This window comes from Boudabousia liubingyangii (assembly GCF_001907245.1).
In the GTDB taxonomy this organism is placed as follows: domain Bacteria; phylum Actinomycetota; class Actinomycetes; order Actinomycetales; family Actinomycetaceae; genus Boudabousia; species Boudabousia liubingyangii.
Genome location: NZ_MQSU01000001.1, coordinates 541,014 through 559,078, shown reverse-complemented (window position 1 = coordinate 559,078; position 18,065 = coordinate 541,014). Strand labels below are relative to the sequence as shown.

Annotated in this window: 15 protein-coding genes; 13 read left to right on the top strand and 2 right to left on the bottom strand. The window is 55.8% G+C overall.

Going from position 1 to position 18,065, the window contains the following annotated elements; genetic code table 11:
• Window positions 1-434: 434 nt before the first annotated feature.
• From lipB to rplI, 7 genes are all read left to right on the top strand, one after another.
• Entirely contained in the window at window positions 435-1,268 is an 834-nt protein-coding gene (gene lipB, locus BSR28_RS02450; RefSeq protein ID WP_073713245.1) for a lipoyl(octanoyl) transferase LipB, read from the top strand.
• Entirely contained in the window at window positions 1,265-2,428 is a 1,164-nt protein-coding gene (locus BSR28_RS02445; protein ID WP_083562917.1) for a lipoyl synthase, read from the top strand. Before lipB ends, BSR28_RS02445 begins: the two co-directional genes overlap by 4 nt.
• A gap of 31 nt (window positions 2,429-2,459) precedes the next feature.
• Window positions 2,460-4,019, top strand: a complete 1,560-nt coding sequence (locus tag BSR28_RS02440; RefSeq protein WP_073713244.1) for a class I adenylate-forming enzyme family protein — start codon at window positions 2,460-2,462, stop codon at window positions 4,017-4,019.
• A gap of 242 nt (window positions 4,020-4,261) precedes the next feature.
• Window positions 4,262-4,549 (top strand): 30S ribosomal protein S6, encoded by a 288-nt coding sequence (gene rpsF / locus BSR28_RS02435; protein WP_073713243.1) that lies wholly within the window; start codon window positions 4,262-4,264, stop codon window positions 4,547-4,549.
• Window positions 4,550-4,581: 32 nt separating this feature from the next.
• Window positions 4,582-5,133 (top strand): single-stranded DNA-binding protein, encoded by a 552-nt coding sequence (locus BSR28_RS02430; RefSeq protein WP_073708299.1) that lies wholly within the window; start codon window positions 4,582-4,584, stop codon window positions 5,131-5,133.
• A 79-nt stretch (window positions 5,134-5,212) separates the two neighbouring features.
• Window positions 5,213-5,455 (top strand): 30S ribosomal protein S18, encoded by a 243-nt coding sequence (gene rpsR / locus BSR28_RS02425; protein ID WP_073708300.1) that lies wholly within the window; start codon window positions 5,213-5,215, stop codon window positions 5,453-5,455.
• 20 nt (window positions 5,456-5,475) lie between these two features.
• Entirely contained in the window at window positions 5,476-5,922 is a 447-nt protein-coding gene (rplI, locus tag BSR28_RS02420; RefSeq protein WP_073708301.1) for a 50S ribosomal protein L9, read from the top strand.
• Window positions 5,923-6,111: 189 nt separating this feature from the next.
• Here the strand turns inward: rplI and BSR28_RS02415 are convergent, their stop codons facing one another.
• The gene (locus tag BSR28_RS02415; RefSeq protein ID WP_073713242.1) at window positions 6,112-8,397 is read right to left on the bottom strand and encodes a transglycosylase domain-containing protein; all 2,286 of its coding nucleotides are present in this window, start codon (window positions 8,395-8,397) and stop codon (window positions 6,112-6,114) included.
• A 109-nt stretch (window positions 8,398-8,506) separates the two neighbouring features.
• The gene (locus BSR28_RS02410; RefSeq protein ID WP_083562913.1) at window positions 8,507-9,958 is read right to left on the bottom strand and encodes a CCA tRNA nucleotidyltransferase; all 1,452 of its coding nucleotides are present in this window, start codon (window positions 9,956-9,958) and stop codon (window positions 8,507-8,509) included.
• Between the two features lie 65 nt (window positions 9,959-10,023).
• Between BSR28_RS02410 and BSR28_RS02405 the strand changes: the two genes are divergently transcribed.
• The 6 genes from BSR28_RS02405 to BSR28_RS02380 all read left to right on the top strand — a co-directional run bounded on the left by BSR28_RS02405 (window position 10,024) and on the right by BSR28_RS02380 (window position 18,060).
• Entirely contained in the window at window positions 10,024-10,584 is a 561-nt protein-coding gene (locus tag BSR28_RS02405) for an NUDIX hydrolase (RefSeq protein WP_083562911.1), read from the top strand.
• Between the two features lie 3 nt (window positions 10,585-10,587).
• Window positions 10,588-13,311 carry a DUF6049 family protein gene (locus tag BSR28_RS02400; RefSeq protein WP_143237546.1) on the top strand — a complete coding sequence of 908 codons (2,724 nt, stop codon included), beginning with the start codon at window positions 10,588-10,590 and terminating at the stop codon, window positions 13,309-13,311.
• Window positions 13,312-13,385: 74 nt separating this feature from the next.
• Complete coding sequence (locus BSR28_RS02395; RefSeq protein ID WP_073713240.1) at window positions 13,386-14,945, top strand: hypothetical protein; 1,560 nt, start codon at window positions 13,386-13,388, stop codon at window positions 14,943-14,945.
• 243 nt (window positions 14,946-15,188) lie between these two features.
• Window positions 15,189-16,202, top strand: a complete 1,014-nt coding sequence (gene trxB, locus BSR28_RS02390) for a thioredoxin-disulfide reductase (protein ID WP_083562910.1) — start codon at window positions 15,189-15,191, stop codon at window positions 16,200-16,202.
• Window positions 16,195-16,524 (top strand): thioredoxin, encoded by a 330-nt coding sequence (gene trxA / locus BSR28_RS02385; protein WP_073708305.1) that lies wholly within the window; start codon window positions 16,195-16,197, stop codon window positions 16,522-16,524. Before trxB ends, trxA begins: the two co-directional genes overlap by 8 nt.
• 198 nt (window positions 16,525-16,722) lie before the next feature.
• Window positions 16,723-18,060 carry an aminotransferase-like domain-containing protein gene (locus BSR28_RS02380; protein ID WP_073708306.1) on the top strand — a complete coding sequence of 446 codons (1,338 nt, stop codon included), beginning with the start codon at window positions 16,723-16,725 and terminating at the stop codon, window positions 18,058-18,060.
• Window positions 18,061-18,065 lie beyond the last annotated feature (5 nt).

Below are 18,065 nucleotides of genomic sequence, written 5' to 3'. Positions count from 1 at the left end.
TCGATCCAGCATCCTTAGGACTTTGGTAACAAGACATCAACCATAAGGCTTATTTACGAAAAAGACTAGTGACGAAATTGAGATGCAGTTAGCAAATTAGTTTCGATATGTTCAAAACAAAATATTATTGCGCGATAAATTCGCTCAAATTGAACAGATTAAGGAAAAGGAGGAGTTTCTGTCAGATAGAAGTCAACACAAATCACACTCGATAAAAATTGAAAAAGTCATTTTGTCAACCGATTCTGCAGATCTTAATCACAGTGAAGTCTCTGAGGATACATACCCGACTCACATAAACACTCTGACCAATCAACTACCCACCCCATGACCCAATTTCGGTTTTATTCCCAAATGCGTATATAAGGTGAAAAATCCAATAAGCGACCGGCCATAAGTCCCATAGTTAAGGCAAGCGAACTATCATAGAAAACGTGCGAATTATTAACCTCTTACCTCAAGGCCCACTGGAGTATCAGCTGGTTAACCAGCTCCAACACCAGATCCACGCAGACGTAGTAGCCGGCATTGCGCCCGACACGATCATCGCCCTAGAGCATGAAGACACCTACACTGCCGGTCGCCGCACCCAACCCGGCGACGCCAAAAACCCGCACATCCCCGTCCACAACGTGGACCGAGGCGGCCGCATCACCTACCACGGCCCCGGCCAGCTAGTCCTCTACCCCATCTTCAAAGCCGCCGAACCTGTCGACGTCGTCAAGTACGTGCGCGGCCTAGAACAATCCATCATCGCCGCCCTACGCGAAGGCTACGGACTAGAAACCACCACCGTTGAGGGTCGCTCCGGCGTCTGGCTAACCGCCACCGACACCAAGCCCGAACGTAAGATCTGCGCCATTGGCGTCAAGTTCGCCCAGGCCACCACCCTGCACGGGATCGCCCTAAACGTCACCACCGACCTCTCTAAGTTCGAAGAGATCATCCCCTGTGGCATCTCTGATGCGGGCGTTGCCTCCCTCCAAGGCGAAGGGATTGAACTACCTGAACAAGGCGCCCTGGCCCAAGCCGCCCAACACCTAATCCCGCAGATCGTCGAAGACCTACAACCCCTACGGGAACCCGACCGCCTGGCCGGAATTACCGAAACTCCCATCACCCAGACCGAAAGTATGCTGGAACAGGCCGCCCGCGCCCTCGCCGAAAAGCAGAGCCAAGCTGAAAGCGCAGAAGCCACGGCAACCCAGGCAGACGCAACCCAAGCAGAAACTGCCGCCAGCAACACCCAGGAAGGACACCAAGCGTGAGCACCATTCCAGATCGCGAAGGACGCAAACTACTACGCGTAGAAGCCAAAAACGCGCAAAGCCCCATCGAGCGCAAACCCGAATGGATCCGCACCACCGCCAAAGCCGGCAAAGAATATGAGGACATGCGCTCCCTATCCATTGGCCGCGGACTACACACCGTCTGTGCCGAGGCCGGCTGCCCCAACATCTACGAATGCTGGGAAGACCGTGAAGCAACCTTCCTAATTGGTGGCGCCTTCTGTACTCGCCGCTGCGACTTCTGCGACATTGCCACCGGCAAGCCCACCGAATACGACAAGGACGAACCCGCCCGCGTCTCCGACTCCGTCAAGGAACTAGGCCTCAAGTACGCCACCATCACCGGTGTGGCCCGCGACGACCTACCCGACGGTGCCGCCTGGTTGTACGCCGAAACCTGCCGACTCATCCACGAAAAGTGCCCCGAAACCGGCGTGGAACTACTAGTCGACGACATGAAGGCCCACGACTCGGCCCTTGAAGAGGTCTTCAGCTCGCGCCCCGAAGTCTTTGGTCACAACCTAGAAACCGTCCCCCGTATCTTCAAGAAGATCCGCCCCGCCTTCCGTTACGAGCGTTCCCTAGAGGTCATTAACGCCGCGAACGAGGCCGGGCTAATCACCAAGTCCAACCTGATCCTGGGCATGGGTGAGACTCGGGCCGAGATCGAAGACGCCATGTTCGACCTAGCTGAGTCCGGCTGCCACCTACTGACCCTGACCCAGTACCTGCGCCCCTCTCCCCTACACCACCCCATTGACCGCTGGGTCCACCCCGAAGAGTTCATTGCCCTCTCAGAAACCGCCAAGGAAATGGGCTTCCTGGGTGTTATGGCCGGCCCCATGGTGCGTTCCTCTTACCGTGCCGGCAAGCTCTGGGGTGAAGCAATGGTCGCGCTGGGACGCGAAATCCCTGAAGGCCTGTCACACCTAGCTAATGCGGGCACCACCCGCCAGGAAGCTGCCAGCCTACTAATGAACCACCCGCACCTGCGCGGTGGACACTCCATCCCGGTAGCAAACGCGGGCGATAATGCCGCTGCTGCTGGCACGCCGGCGACGGCCGGTGCGGTCGCAGCTGGAACTACGGCTGGTGCTGGCTGCTGCGGCACTTCTGGCAGCAACCGCTGCGGGTGCTGAATAAACTAACCGTTCCAGACAACAATAAGAGATGACAGTTTTAGCCGCTAACATCTTAAACCCGGCGCGCACCCTAGCTAGGGCTGCCGCCCGCCACCCAGAGCGACCCAGCCTAGTGGAACTAACCCGGGGACTTGGTGGGGTCCGCCGCACCTGGACCGTCCCCCAGGCGCTGACCGATACTCAGAAACTGGCGCACTACCTGCAGACCGAATGCGGAATCGAAGCCGGGGGTAGGGTCATGGTTTGTGCCCACAACTCCGCCTGGCACATGCTCACCTACACGGCCACCGCCCTACTGAATGCCACCATCATCCCGATCAACTGGCGTTTGACCGCCCGGGAAATCAAGAGCCTAACTCAGCATGCCCAGGCTCAGGTTTTGCTATGCGACAGTGAACGGGAAACTGAACTAAGGGAAATCTTCAACGACTCCCAAACGCAACCTATCATTATCGGACTAAACGAGCTAGAAGCCCGAATTGACAGCTATGAATATCAAATAAGCGTCAACTCAGACAACTACTCTGAAGCGACAAACCGCGGGTTTGAAGCGGCGATCATCTTCACCTCTGGCACCACCGACACCCCAAAGGCTGTCGCACTAACGCAACAGCAACTCTGGTGGGGCTGGCAAAACTTCCGCCACTCTTTCGAATACGGTAATCACGACACCGGAATGGCCGTAGCCCCCTTCAGTCACATTGGCGGCTTCAACGGCACCACCAATGACCTGTACTCAAACGGTGGCACCCTGATCATTGCCCCCGACTTCCACCCCGCCAACCTACTAGACGCACTAGCCGAATATCGGGTTAGCATCATGTTCGCCGTACCCACCATGTATGACGCTATGCGACGACAAGAAAACTGGGAAACCGTCAACTTGAGCAACTTCCGGTGCCCACTAATTGGCGGCTCTGCCCCCACCGTGGAGCTCATGACCGCACTACACCATAAGGGCCTACACCCCATCAATGTCTACGGCATGACTGAAACTGCCGGCGCCGGAATCTGCGCCAGCCCAGAGATCGCCACCAGCCACCCCGGCAGCGTCGGCCACCCCTTCCCCTGGGTAGATGCGCGCGTCCTAGACACTGAAAACCCGGACCCTAATCACGAGGTCCCCGAAGGCACCCCCGGCATGCTGGCCGTACGCGGCCCCGGCGTAGTCACCCAATATCTAAACAACGCCGCTCCGGAAAGCTTCATTGACGGCTGGTTATTGACCGGCGACATGGTTACCCGGGTTGACGGTGTCTTCACCATTGTGGGCCGAAAAGCTGACACTATTATCAGTGGTGGCGAAAATATCCACCCACTAGAAATTGAGAACTCACTAGCTGACTACCCCGCTCTCAACGGGGCCCTAATCACCGCGACCCCGGACCAACATTGGGGTGAACTCATCACCCTACTGGCCGTACCAGCCGACCCCAGCACCCCGCCCACCCTTAAGGAAATCCAGGCATACCTGGACGGAAAGATTGCCCGGTTTAAGCTGCCTCGGCGACTAATTTTGGTCGACCAGATCCCCGTAAACGCAAACGGCAAACCCGACCGTAGTGCAGCCCGCGAACTAGCCAAGTAACGTCCCCGGGAAGACACCCGTTCAACCCCACTTTTTGCGGCTTGTGGAAACGTGGGCTTTTTGGCTAAAACATGAGGTAAACCTCGCTTAAAAGGGCCTAGCCGGAAACCTGCATACCTGATATGCTTAGACCCGTGCTGTTTGTGGCTACACCACCCGGTGTAAAAACAGCGGCACAGACATACAACCCTCCTGTCACGGATGGACCGTGACCGCTAAGACCAAAGGAGGTGGGTTTAAGTATGCGTCACTACGAACTAATGGTGATCCTAGACCCCGAGGTCGACGAACGTACCGTCGCCCCGTCCATGGAGAAACTACTGACCGTTGTTACCAGCAACGGCGGCAGCGTCGAAAACCTTGATGTTTGGGGCAAGCGCCGTCTGGCCTACCCGATCCTCAAGAAGACGGAAGGCATCTACGTCGTCATCGACATGACCACCACCCCCGAGCACGCGGCCGAACTAGACCGTCAGCTCAACCTAAACGAAACGGTTATGCGCACCAAGTTGATGCGCCCCGAAGCGTGAAATCCAGCCACTAGCTAGTCAAAGGAGTCCAAATGGCCGGCGAAACCCCAATTACCCTAATCGGTAACCTGACCAATGATCCGGAACTACGATTCACCCCCTCAGGTGCAGCCGTAGCATCCTTCACGGTCGCGTCGACCCCGCGCACCTTTGACCGTCAAGCCAACGAATGGCGCGATGGAGAGACCCTCTTCATGCGCTGCTCCATCTGGCGCGACGCAGCAGAAAATGTTGTCGAGTCTCTACGTAAGGGAACCCGCGTGATCGTCACCGGTCGCCTTGGTTCCAACACTTATAAGACTCGCGAAGGGGAACAGCGCACCAGCATTGAACTGCAGGTTGACGAAATCGGCCCCTCGCTACGTTACGCAACCGCCAGCGTTACCCGTAATCAGCGGGACAACAACGGTGGTGGCCGCGGCAACTACGGCAACAACAATGGCTACAACGGCGGTGGCAACAACGCTGGCGGTGGGAACTACGGTAACGGCGGCGGCTATCAGCAGCCTGCCCAGTCCGCTCCCGCTGATGATCCGTGGGCAGCAGCCCCCGGCACCAACTTTGATGACGAACCGCCCTTCTAAACTCATGTCAGCCTAAGCGTTAACAACCAGGACAAAACCCGTCCTCAACGCCAAGGCACTACCTCTAAGGAGAACCACTATGGCGAAGCAGCCACTTCGCAATAAGCCGATCAAGAAGAAGGCTAACCCCCTCAAGTCGGCTAAGATCGAAAACATCGACTACAAAGACACTGCCCTACTGCGTAAGTTCATCTCTGACCGCGGTAAGATTCGCGCTCGTCGCGTTACCGGTGTCTCCGTTCAGGAACAGCGCAAGCTAGCCCGCGCCATCAAGAATGCGCGCGAAATGGCTCTGCTGCCCTACTCCACCACCGGCCGCTGAGCAGAAAGGAATCAGACAACATGAAACTCATTCTGACTCACGACGTTGCAAACCTAGGACAGGCTGGCTCCATTGTTGAGGTGAAGGACGGTTACGGTCGTAACTACCTAATCCCCCGCAAACTAGCCGTCAAGTGGACCAAGGGCGCTGGACAGCAGCTAGAACAGATGGCCGCTGCCCGTCGCAAGCGCGAAATCGCCAACCTAGACGATGCCCGCGCCGTACGCGATGCGCTACAGGGTAAGATCGTTCGTCTAGCCCGCCCGGCTACCGAAGCCGGTCGCCTATTCGGTGCAGTTTCCACTGAAGAAATTGCTGCCGCAATCAAGGAACAGCTAGGCCAGTCCGTTGACCGTCGCAAGATCGTCATCGAACACCCGATCAAGACCACCGGTGCTACCGACGTTACCGTTAACCTACTAAAGGACGTTAACGCCAAGGTACAGGTACAGGTCGCCCACGCCTGAGCTTAACTAACTAGGCAAACTAAAAACCCCCGTTCTACTTAGTAGAACGGGGGTTTTAGCTATCCCAGGCCACCACACCTAGGAAAGGAGACTCCAATGAAGATGTAACAAAATAATAACACTAGGGCTATTTTGATGTCAAACTGTTACCTTCGATCGGTGAGAATCGCTTGCAATCCCGGGGAGGAACTATCCGTTTTTGCCAACCTTACCTGGCTTACCCGGCTTTAATTGCCCCTGCTTTTGATTCTGAGGTTTTTCAGGTTGCTTCTGATCGCCCGGCGCCGGCTGCTTGGGCTCTTCCGGCTGCGGCTTAGGCTGTTCGGGCTGAGCGGGCTCACTAGGTGCCGGAGCCGGCTGCTCCGGCTGAGCCGGAGCTGGCTCTTCCTTTGGAGCTTCCTTAGTTTCCTCAGGTGTTTCTTCTTCCTGCTCTTCCGGCTGCGGAGCTACCGGCTCGCGACGCACCTTAATCGGACGTTCCGGCTCTTCAAACTCAGTTGGTTCCACACCTTCCAAAGCCTGCTCCATATACGCCTTCCAAACCCGCGTAGGTACAGAACCACCAGTGATTTCACGGAAACCACCAAAGGGCGTAATCGTCTCTTCCGCACCGCCAGGTCCCTCCTGGAACATGCCAATCACGGTCGTAACCCCAGGAACCAAGCCCACAAACAAAGCCGACTTATTTTCTTGGGAAGTACCAGTCTTACCAGCCGGCTTCCAACCGCGGATGCGAGCATCCTCGCCAGAACCATAGGCAACTACATCCTGCATAGCCTTCAACGTCTGCTTTGCGGTGTTAGCGGGCAGCACCTGCTTATTAGGCTGCGGCGCCTTATAGACCACCTGGCCCTTAGAGTCACGGATCTCGGCCACAATATGAACCGGATTTTCCGCACCATAGTTACCCAGCGTGGAATAAGCTTGAGCCAAATCCGCTAGGTGCACAGAAGCCGGACCAAGAACGTTAACAAGATTCTCATCCAAACCGACCGTATCCGCTGGGATACCCATGCGGATCGCCATTTCCTTGGTCTTTTCTGGGCCAATCTGACGGTTCAACCGCAGGTAAGCAGTGTTGATCGACATGGCGGTGGCCTTACGCAAAGTAACCACCCCGTAAGAATAGCCACCAAAGTTATTTGCCACGTAACCACCCGGGAAGTAAGCCGGGGAATTACCATTCACCTTGCTGTAAAGCGTCCGCCCATCTTCCAAGGCTGCCATCAAAGCAAAGGGCTTAAAGGTAGAGCCCGCGTGCAAAATATCTTCCGTCACGATATTGCGCTGAGACTTACCGTAATCCTTACCGGGGAACTCAGCCAAAATCGCACCGGTAGTGGAATTAACAGAAATCATGCCCACGCGCAGGTTCGGGGCGGCACCCTCAGGCATTTCCGCAATAGCCTTAGCCATCTGTTCCTGATGGTTCTTATCAATCGTGGTGACCACGCGGTAACCACCAGTCTGAAGGTCGTTCTCCTTCAAACCGGCTAGGCGCACGGCCTCAGCCTCGGCCTGATCCAACAAGTAACCAGAGTTACCGGAACGGCGAACGTAAGTGTACTTTTCCACGAACTTGGGGAATTGGGCTTCCTTCGCCTGCTGCTCACTAATCCAGCCATCTTCCTTCATCAAAGCAATTACGCGTTCCCAGCGCTTCTTAGCCTGTTCAGGGTTCTTAGCCGGATCCCACTTAGACGGGGCAGGAATAATGCCAGCAATCAAGGCCGCCTCAGAAACCGTCAGATCCTTAGCGGACTTATTGAAGTAAGCATTAGCCGCCGCCTCAATACCGTAGGCAGAACGACCGAAGTAAATCGTATTCAGGTAGTTATTAAGAATTTCTTGCTTGGTCTGAGACTGATTAATCTTCAGTGCCAAGATCGCTTCACGGTACTTACCGATATAACCACCGCGGGAACCCGTGTAGTAATTCTCTACGTACTGCTGGGTCAAAGTAGAAGCACCCTGGCGGCTACCGCCACGGATGTTATTCCAGAAGGCACGCACAATGCCCTTCAGGTCAACACCATTATTCTTAAAGAAGGTGCGGTCTTCAGAGGCGACCACTGCCTGGCCCACATAAGCCGGAATCTTAGAAGTATCAATAATCTTACGGTTGATCTTAGACAGTGAACCCATCTCAGTCTTACCGTCAGCGTAGGTAACTACGGTGCGTTCCTGACGCACGGCATCATCAACCTTGGGGACATCAATCAGAATAAACGAGGCAATAACGGTAATACCACCCAAGATGACACCGATTAAGAACAGCCACAAGAGTCCCATCAGGCCGCGCTTAAACCAACTCTTCTTCTTAGGATTATTGGCGGTATGGCGACGCGGGGACTTGCGGTCTTCGACCGGTGAACGACGGGAAGGTACCGGCTTTGACGGCTGCTTATCATTAGGCTTTTCAGACCTAGAAGCGCGTGAACGGGATGCGCCGGCGGACTTTTCCGATTTAGTCATAGATACCCTTTTTACGAAATAGCGATCTAAGGCAATTCTACGCTCTTTAAAAAAGCATAGAAGTGACACGCGCGGCATTTAAGCACACGGAAATAATGCAGTGAGTTACTCAGTGGTTGAGTGCATCCCACCAAGAAAGCAGCTCTGCGCGGGCTACCTCTGGCTCTACCGGGCCGCGTTCTAGACGACGCTCCAGCAAGTAGGCGCGGGCCTGACCGACCTGCGGGCCGGGCGGCAGATCCAAAATCTTCATGATTTGTTCGCCATCTAGGTCGGGTCGAATCGCATCCAGTTCTTCTTGTGCTCGTAGCTGCGCGATGCGCTCTTCCAGATCGTCGTAGGCATGGGCTAGGCGGGCAGCCTTACGTTTATTGCCGGTTGTTACATCGGCGCGCGTCAACCTGTGCAATCGCTCTAGCTGATCGCCAGCGTCGTTAACGTAGCGTCGAACCGCCGAATCGGTCCACGCCTGCTCACCATAACCATGGAAGCGTAGGTGCAACGAAACTAGCTTACTAACGGCCTTAATCGTATCCTTTGGGAACTTCAGGGCCTGCATGCGCTTGCGGGTTAGTTTGGCGCCCACAATCTCATGGTGATGGAAAGTAACTAGACCATTGCCCTCAAAGGCGCGAGTATCCGGCTTACCCACGTCGTGCATTAGCGCCGCGAAACGCAAGATAAAATCGGGTCCCGGGCAGGGTCCATCCGCGTCAGTTTCTAGATCGATAGCCTGCTGTAGCACTTTCAGGGTGTGTCCGTAAACATCCTTGTGGCGCTTATGTTCATCAACGGTACCCGTCAACCTGGACACCTCTGGCAGGACCTGGTCGGCCACCCCGGTGTGCACCATTAGCTCCAGACCATCGACCGGGTAGTCGCTGATCATCAGGCGCTCTAGTTCCGCGCGAATACGTTCTGCGGAAACTATCTTTAGTCGCTCTGCCTGGTCGGCCATCGCCGCCATTACGTCTTCACTGACCCCAAAACCGAGCTGCGCACAGAAGCGTGCGGCCCGCATAATGCGTAGGGGGTCATCGTCGAAGGACTGTTCGGCGGTCACCGGGGTTCGTAGGATTCCTTCTGCGAGGTCCTCTAGGCCGTGGTGGGGGTCTACCCAGATCATCTGGGGTAGGCGAACCGCCATGGCGTTCACGGTGAAGTCGCGGCGGGTTAGGTCACCTTCTAGGTCGTCACCGTAAGCGACCTGGGGCTTGCGGGAACCCACCTCGTAGGCTTCCGTCCGATAGGTCGTGACTTCTACCACAATGTCGTTCTTGGTGGCGCCAATCGTGCCAAATTCCTTACCCACATCCCAGGTACTACCCCAGGTATTAAGAAGTTTTTGGGTTTCTTCGGGACGGGCGCTGGTACAAAAATCAAAATCGTGGGGCACTTTTCCGAGGGCCGCATCCCGCACTGGACCGCCTACTAAAGCCAGCTCAAAGCCTGCTTTTTCAAAGATTTCCCCTAGTTCTAGGACCTCTTTAGGTAGCTCACCTAGAGCCCGCTGCGCGTTTAATAGCAGCTGGGCAACCTGATTTTCAATTTCCGTACTCATCACTAATAGAGTGCCACAGGAGTTTAAATAGAGTGATATTTACCGAAAACATTTAGGATTGGAGTATGTCTGCCCAACTTCCTCGGCGCTCCCGAGCCGTACCACGTCCTCCGCAAACGCGGCTAGGACGACTCTTGGGTGCCAACACTAGCCAAGGGCAGCAGCGAAATCACAAACCACGCATCCCGATCGTGGAAGAGACCAGTGCCGGTGGCCTGGTAGTCGCCCTGATTGATTCCATTCCGTCGGTGGCCGTTATTGCCCGCCGTAACCGCCTTGGAAATATTGAATGGTGCCTACCTAAGGGACACCTAGAAGCGGGCGAAACCCCCATGGACGCAGCCGTCCGGGAAATTCACGAAGAAACCGGCATTCAGGGCACCATCATCACCCACCTGGCTTCCATTGACTACTGGTTTGCCGGTTCTGGCCGCCGCATCCATAAGGTCGTCCACCACTTCCTGTTGGATGCGAAATCCTACGACCTGACCGTAGAGAACGATCCTGACCAAGAGGCCGAGGATGCCGCTTGGATGCCCCTAGAAACTGTCGCCAACCACTTGGCCTACCCGAACGAGCGTCGCGTCGTGGGTATCGCCAGAGAACTGCTGGACCTAGGGGATTAAGCTATGAGGCTCCCACATTTCCCACAGGTCTTAATCGCGAGCCTCCTGGCGGGGACCCCCTCGTTATTGGTTGCCCCTACCCTGGTGGCCGCTCAGGAACCAGCCAGCGTACCCACCGACAGGGCCGGGCTACTCTCCGTACAGGCGCCCACTCAGGCAACCACCCACAAACCCGCGCCAGCGTCCCCCCGCACGCCCTCATTGGCGCCCACTGAGGCAGCTTCCGCACCCCAAGCCGAACTACGGGTTTCCATCCGGAACCTGGAACCTAGGGTCTATGACAATCAGGGCAATCTGAAAGTCACGGTCGAGATCGAAAACCACACCAAGAACTATCTGCCGTCAACGACTTTTACCCTGCTTAGCACCGCAGAGCGCATCAATCGGGACGATCTAGATTCGAAGTGGCTAAACGTAAATGCCAAAGATCTACCTGAGCCCGCCACCAAGACCCTTTCCGGTTTGACCCTGCCGGGCATGTTCCCGGGGCAAAAATCGCAGGTTGTCGTTGATGTGGCAGAGCATCTGGCGCAGCAGGCCTTCTCTGAGCCGGGCACTTACGGTCTGATTGTTAACTTCTCTGCCCGTCCCTCGCTAGTGACCTCCGCCGCGGCGCAACGGGACTTGAAACTAATCAAAGAGGTACAGAGTTCTAGCTCAGGTGCTAGTCGAATTAACGCTCGGGTCGTGAAGCTATCGGGCAGTACCTTTGAGTATCAGGCACTGAGCACTTTACCGACTTCCACGCAGGGCGCTGAAGCCGGCTGCCCGGATTGCGAACTGGCCCCCGAGGGAAGCCCCCTTTCTACCTCGGCCAGAAGCATTACCGCGCGGAAAAATAACAATAATACTATCCAGTTAGTCAATCTAGTCAACCTTCACATGGAAGCGTCGGAACGTTCCCAAGAAGTTCCCGCAATCGCCGCCCTAAACCGCACCAAGCGCGTTCTACAGCTGGCTAATGAGCAGCGAATCAACTTGGTCCTAGATCCGGCAATGCTACAGGTTAATACCATTCAAGCACCCAACCCTGCCTACGCGGCTAATCTAACTAAACTCCACTTTAGGGCCGAATACAAACTGGAAGAGGTCAACCCTGACAACCCCAATGAAGGCGGTAGCCCAGAAACTACTACCCCGGAACCCAGTGCCGATAGCGCGATCCCATCCACGGTAGAACTAGGTTCCCCCGAAGGTGAGTCGGATGGTCGCAAGCAGCCCGCAGTGGGCGATCAGGGCAAGCCGAAGGACTCTGAGCCCCAAGAAGCTAGTAGCACCATCACCCCTGACCGAGCCACGCTACTAGAACGCATTAACGTTGAAGCCAAACGCAGCCAGGGTTATCAACGCTCCCTTTCTGAACTACTACCAGACCTTGAGGCGGCCGCCCCCAACCGCCTGGCCATGACTCCTTGGGGCAACCCTAACTGGTCCCAAATTGCCTTTGACAATCCGCAAACTAAGCTTTTAAGCCACACCAGCCTGATCAGCACGAACCGTATCCTTAAGCAGTTGAATGAACCGGCTTCCACGCCTGAACCCCTACCTGATCCCCAGGATGAGTCCATTGGTGTAGGCGCCTTTAATCCCACCGTGCGCATTATTCCCCTTGCTGCTGATGATGTGGCCAGCTTGAAAACACACCAGGTTTTCCGGAACTTTAATAATGGGCAGAACCTAGCCTTGGTTGAATCTAACCAGGTTGTCGATCAGCAATCAGGCGTTTTGAACCTCAACCTTGGCAGTAAGCTGCAGCCCGCCATCGTCGTAGATTCGCAAGCTAGTGACTACCTTTCGGCGGCCAGTGAGAGCCAGGATCCGGGAGCCGCTTTTGCCTACCAGCAGGCTTTCCGTGCAGTTGCGAATGAACACTCCGGGATTTTGCCGGTCCGCTGTCCCGGCGACGCTGAAGCTTTCGAGAAATGCGCCCGCTTTCTCAACGGTTTCGCTAACGATAACCGTCTTGAGAGTCTCGACTTTAACCAGCTAAATACTGAACTTTTAACTAAACCGATCGATTCTGTGACTCTGATTGACCCAGTCGCAGAGGCAAAGGATCCGCAGGTAGCTAAGGATTTCCTCAGCTCGGTATCAGCGGTTATCCGTGTTGCGCAGGCACTCGATCGTCCCATGGAAATGCTGGACCCCATTGCTAAGTCTGGGCTATTACAGATTGCTCGCACTAGCGATCTGAACAAGGTAGGACTGGACACTTGGAAGCGCTCCCTGCAGCCCTATCTGGAAGCCTTTAGGATCACCGCCCCGAAGAACGTGCTGATGATTTATGGTGTTGCTGATCTGCAGGTTGGGGTGGACAATACGCTACCTTGGCCCGCTCATGCAAAGCTCTCACTTCTTTCATCCCACGCTAGACTTCAGTCATATAAGGCAACAGAAACAGGTCTACCAGCGTCAACTTTAGCAACTGTGCCGGTGGAGCTAAATGCGGTTGGATCAGGCGACACCCCCGCCACTTTGATCCTCAGCAACCTGCAGGGGCAGGAGCTGGCCCGCTTTGACGATCTAGTCATTAATGTTCGTGCTGACTGGGAAACCACCGGCGTCATAACTGTCGGCGCAATCAGCGCCGCCGTCCTTATCTTTGGTATTGCCAAGCGAGTCCGTAAAGGTCGCCGCGTTACGCCTGAGGATATTGCCGAGGCTCGCCGATACCATCTGGGCATAAAAGAGGATACCTCGGCCACATCCTCGGAAGATAAAAGCTAGGTAAGTTGGGCATAGCAAGGTTTTTTGACACAATAGAGTCATTACCTAAACGGGTTGAAGAAAAGAAGGAAGTCATGGGCAGCGAAGAGAACTCCTCAGAGCAGATAGCGAAGTCTCAAGTAATCAAGGGAATCCGCCGCGCGCTTGAGCAGAAAGCTAAGGGAGAAAGCCACGCCCCAGATAGCCGCTTAGGTTTCGGTCAAGCCCCAGAGACCCCTGAGGGCCATGAAGCCTCTGAAACCCCATTAGCCCCTGAAGCCCCCGAAACTCGCTCAGCTATGGCAGCTGAACAGTCCACTGCCGCCGAACTACCTTCAGCACCTGCCGAAACGGACAAGGTCGAACAGCCCAGCGAGCCCACCAAAACTTGCGAACTCAGCGAACCGGAGCCTGCCCCGGCTACTCCCGTTGCGCCCTCGCGTCCCGGCGTTCCAGTGCCCGCCACCCCGCCGGCACCTCCCGCTCCCAAGCGCGTTTCTGAGCCTCAGGAAGCCCCTGAAAGCGAATCAGAAACAGTTGGTCAGGTTGACGCTACCGGCACTAAGGAACACGCTTTCAAAAAGCAACTAAGCTCTCTTAAGCAATCCTTCCAGGAGTACAAAGAAAAGGTCCACCAGAAGAGTGAAGAGGCGAAGAACGCCCCCATTCACGAGCTTCAGGAAGCCGAAACCGCCTACGATCGCACTCACGCTGCAGACACCGCTGAAGAAGGCACCGCAGCCTCAGCCGTAGCCGCAGACGCACCCCAAGCAGCATCCCCGGCTGCCGACGTAGCAGACTCCACTACCGAAGCCCCGATTGCGCCGACCTCTGCTTCGACCACCAAACCCGCTGGACTAATGGCCGCTGCCGCTAAGGCCTATGACCAACAGGCCGCCCAAGCCCATAAGTCCGCTAACGAAATCGACTCTGAAACCGTTGTCGCAACAGTCAGCGGCACAGCTAACTCAACCTCAAAAGAGCCTACCTCCGCGGAAGACGAACCTGTAGATCAGGCTCAGATCACCCGCTGGATCCTACTTTCCATCCTGGTAGTCCTGTCCCTAGTTGGTCTGGTTTGGGGCATTAAGACCCTGGCCTCACCGATCCAGCGCGTCTTTAACATGGACGATGACGGTGCCCAGCCCGTCGCCACTGCCACCCAGGAAACCGTCGAAGGTGCCAAGCCGAAGGATCAGCCCGCCCCAGCCCCGGCTGAAAAGCCCGCTGCCCCCATCGAAATCACCAACCTAGAGCAGAAATCCCCCGACGGCGTCGGTAAGGACCACCCGGAACTACTGGGTAAGATCACCGACGGAAACGGCGATTCCACCTGGCGTTCACGCTACTTCAACCAGCCCACCTTCCGTTCTGGTGGTTCCATTCAGATCCTGATTACCCTCAAGGCCCCAGCTAAGGTCGGCGCCGTCAAGATCACCTCCCCCGCTCAGGGCGGCAAGATTGAGATTGCCCAACCCGGTGGAGACCCGTGGGCCGCCCAAAAGAGCCTAGCGAACGGCACCTTCGGGCCGGAAACCGTCATCAAGTTCGATCCTATTACGACTGATAAGCTGTTAGTACAGATCCCTGAGCTTCCGCGCGATAAAGAAGGTAAGAACCGCGCTTGGATCAGCTCCATCACCCTAATGCCCTAGGTAAACGCCCCGGGTAGCAATAGGAACTCACTCACAACTGGAACAATCTCTTCCTTAGGATTGTTAGTAGCTAATAGCAAGGATTAGTTTCTTAGCCGCCTAACTAGCCGCTAACTTTCGCGCTAGCAGCCTAAAAATGGCCAAAAACTAACCAAAGCCACCCTCTTGGGGGTATAGAATAAACGCGCACCCGGACCAGTCTGGATCCGAAACTGTCGCAAAGCATAACCGAAAGGACCCGTAATGGCTGATTTCAACCTCGCCGGCAACCTTGGTGGCCTAGTCACCCCTCACGAAAATACGGAAAAGACCGTAGATCAAGAAGTACGTGACGTAATCATTGTCGGTTCAGGTCCGGCCGGTTATACTGCCGCAATCTACCTAGCCCGCGCCGAGCTCAAGCCCCTAGTCCTAGCTGGCGCCCTAGCCGCCGGCGGCGCCCTCATGAACACCACCGAGGTCGAAAACTACCCCGGCTTCCCCGAGGGCATCATGGGTCCCGAACTCATGGAAAACTTCTACCAGCAGGCTGAACGCTTTGGTTCTGAGATTCTTTTCGAGGACGCCACCAGCATGGAACTAGACGGTGACGTCAAGATTGTGCGCACCGAAGAGGCCGAATACCACGCCAAGACCGTCATCCTTGCGACCGGTTCGGCTCACCGCACCCTGGGCCTACCTAACGAGGCTGAACTGTCCGGCCGCGGCGTTTCCTACTGCGCCACCTGCGACGGTTTCTTCTTCAAGGATCAGCACATTGCCGTGGTGGGCGGCGGCGACTCGGCCATGGAAGAAGCTAACTTCCTGTCCAAGTTTGGCTCTAAGGTCACCGTCATTCACCGTCGCGATGAACTACGCGCCTCAAAGATCATGGCGCAGCGTGCCATGGACAACCCGAAGATCGAATTTGCCTGGAATTCCGCTGTTTCTGAACTGCACGGCACCGATGCGCTAACCGGCGTCACCCTGACCGATACCGTCACCGGTGAGACCCGCGAACTGGACGCTACCGGTCTGTTTGTGGCCATTGGTCACGATCCGCGCGTGGAACTATTCAAGGATCAGCTGGAACTGGACGAGGCTGGCTACCTGCAGGTGGCTCACCCGCAGACCAACACCTCTCTACCGGGCGTCTTTGGTTGTGGCGACGTTGTTGACCACACCTACCGTCAGGCGATTACCGCGGCGGCTTCCGGTTGCCGTGCGGCCCTAGACACCGAAAAGTACCTAGCTGCTTTGGAGGATAAGAATGAGTGAAGTTAAGACTCTTACCGACCGCCAGTTTAGCGCGGAAATCCGCCTAGATAAGGGCCTGAAGGTCGTTGATTTTTGGGCTCCCTGGTGCGAACCGTGCAAGAAGCTTTCCCCAATCATTGATCAGGTCGCTAAGGAACTAGGCGATCAGGCTCAGGTTTGGAAGCTGAACGTGGATCAAAACCGCACCAGCCCGGCCACCTACCAGGTGCGTTCCATTCCGGCTGTCCTGGTTTTCTTTGATGGCGAGGTCGTAGAGCGTCTAACCGGCGTTCACACCAAGGAAGAGATCCTAAAGCAGGTCCGTAAGTACATTCTTTCCTGAAAGTTTTTACGACAGACTGTCAGATAGGCTTGAGGGTGCTGATTTCGGCTCCCTTAGGCCTATCTTTTTGCCCCTAGGTAGGCGCACTTTTTCCCTCTACTCCCGGGGTTTTTGGGCACGCTCTTCTCTATCTGTTGTTTAGCCCATAAATATGCGAAAATGGAAACTCACTAAGGTCTTAAAGGAAGCGAGGCAGCTTTGAGTTCACAGCGCCCCTTAAATCAAGGTAATCGTCGAGATCCATGGTGGAATACGTATTCTGACCGCGCCCAGAATCTGCGCGAATCAGAAGTTCGCTCCCTGTTCTCGGTAGTTTCCCGCCCAGAGGTAGTCTCTTTGGCCGGCGGTATGCCTAATATCAAGGATCTACCCCTAGACAAACTAGCTGACTCAGTTGCCGAGCTAGTCCGCCAACACGGCGCCCAGGCCCTTCAGTACGGTCAGGGACGCGGCTGGGATCCGATCCGTCGCGATGTCTGTGAAATCATGGCTAAAGAAGGCATTGATGGCGACTATGAGAACGTCGTCATCACTACTGGCTCCCAGCAGGCCGTTGACCTAATCACCCAGATCTTCGTCAACCCCGGCGACGTCATCCTCTGTGAGGCTCCCTCGTACGTGGGTTCCCTGGGTATCTTTGGCGCCTACCAGGCTGATATTCGGCACGTGGCCATGGATCATGACGGTTTACTACCCGATGCCCTTGAGGCAGCCATTAAGCAGGCTCGCGCTGAAGGCAAGGCCGTAAAGTTCCTCTACACGATCCCTAACTTCCACAATCCCGCGGGCGTCACCCAAACTATGGAACGCCGCCGCGCGATCATTGAAATTTGTGACCGCCTGCAGGTCCTGATTGTCGAAGATAACCCCTACGGCCTACTGGGTTTCAGTGGCGATCCGCTTCCGGCCCTACAGTCCCTTAACCCCGAGGGCGTGGTCTACCTAGGTTCTTTCTCTAAGATGTTTGCCCCGGGTTACCGGGTTGGCTGGGCCCTAGCCCCGCACGCGATTCGCGACAAGCTGGTTTTGGCGAATGAATCAGCGGTGCTTTCCCCGTCCATGATGTCGCAGATGACCATTCACGCCTATATGCAGGAGTTTGACTGGTTTGCGCAGGTACAGACCTACCGTGGCATGTACCAGGAACGCCGTGACGCCATGCTGGAGTCCCTGGAACAGTACTTGCCGATCTGTGAGTGGACTAAGCCCTCTGGCGGCTTCTACACGTGGGTAAAGCTTCCGGCAGGTCTAGATGCTAAAGATATGCTGCCGCGTGCAGTTACCGGCTTGGTGGCTTATGTTTCCGGTACCGCTTTCTACGCTGACGGACAGGGGCGCGATCACCTACGTCTGTCCTACTGCTTCCCACCGCCGGATGAAATCCGGGAAGGCGTTCGCCGCCTAGCCGAGGTCGTTAATCGCGAAAAGGAACTCGTCGACCTTTTTGGCGGCGTTGAACTTACTCCAGTACAGGGTCTAAAGGTGGATGCACCCGATGCCCCCCGCTCACAATATCCCGCACAAGATAAGGACTGAGACCC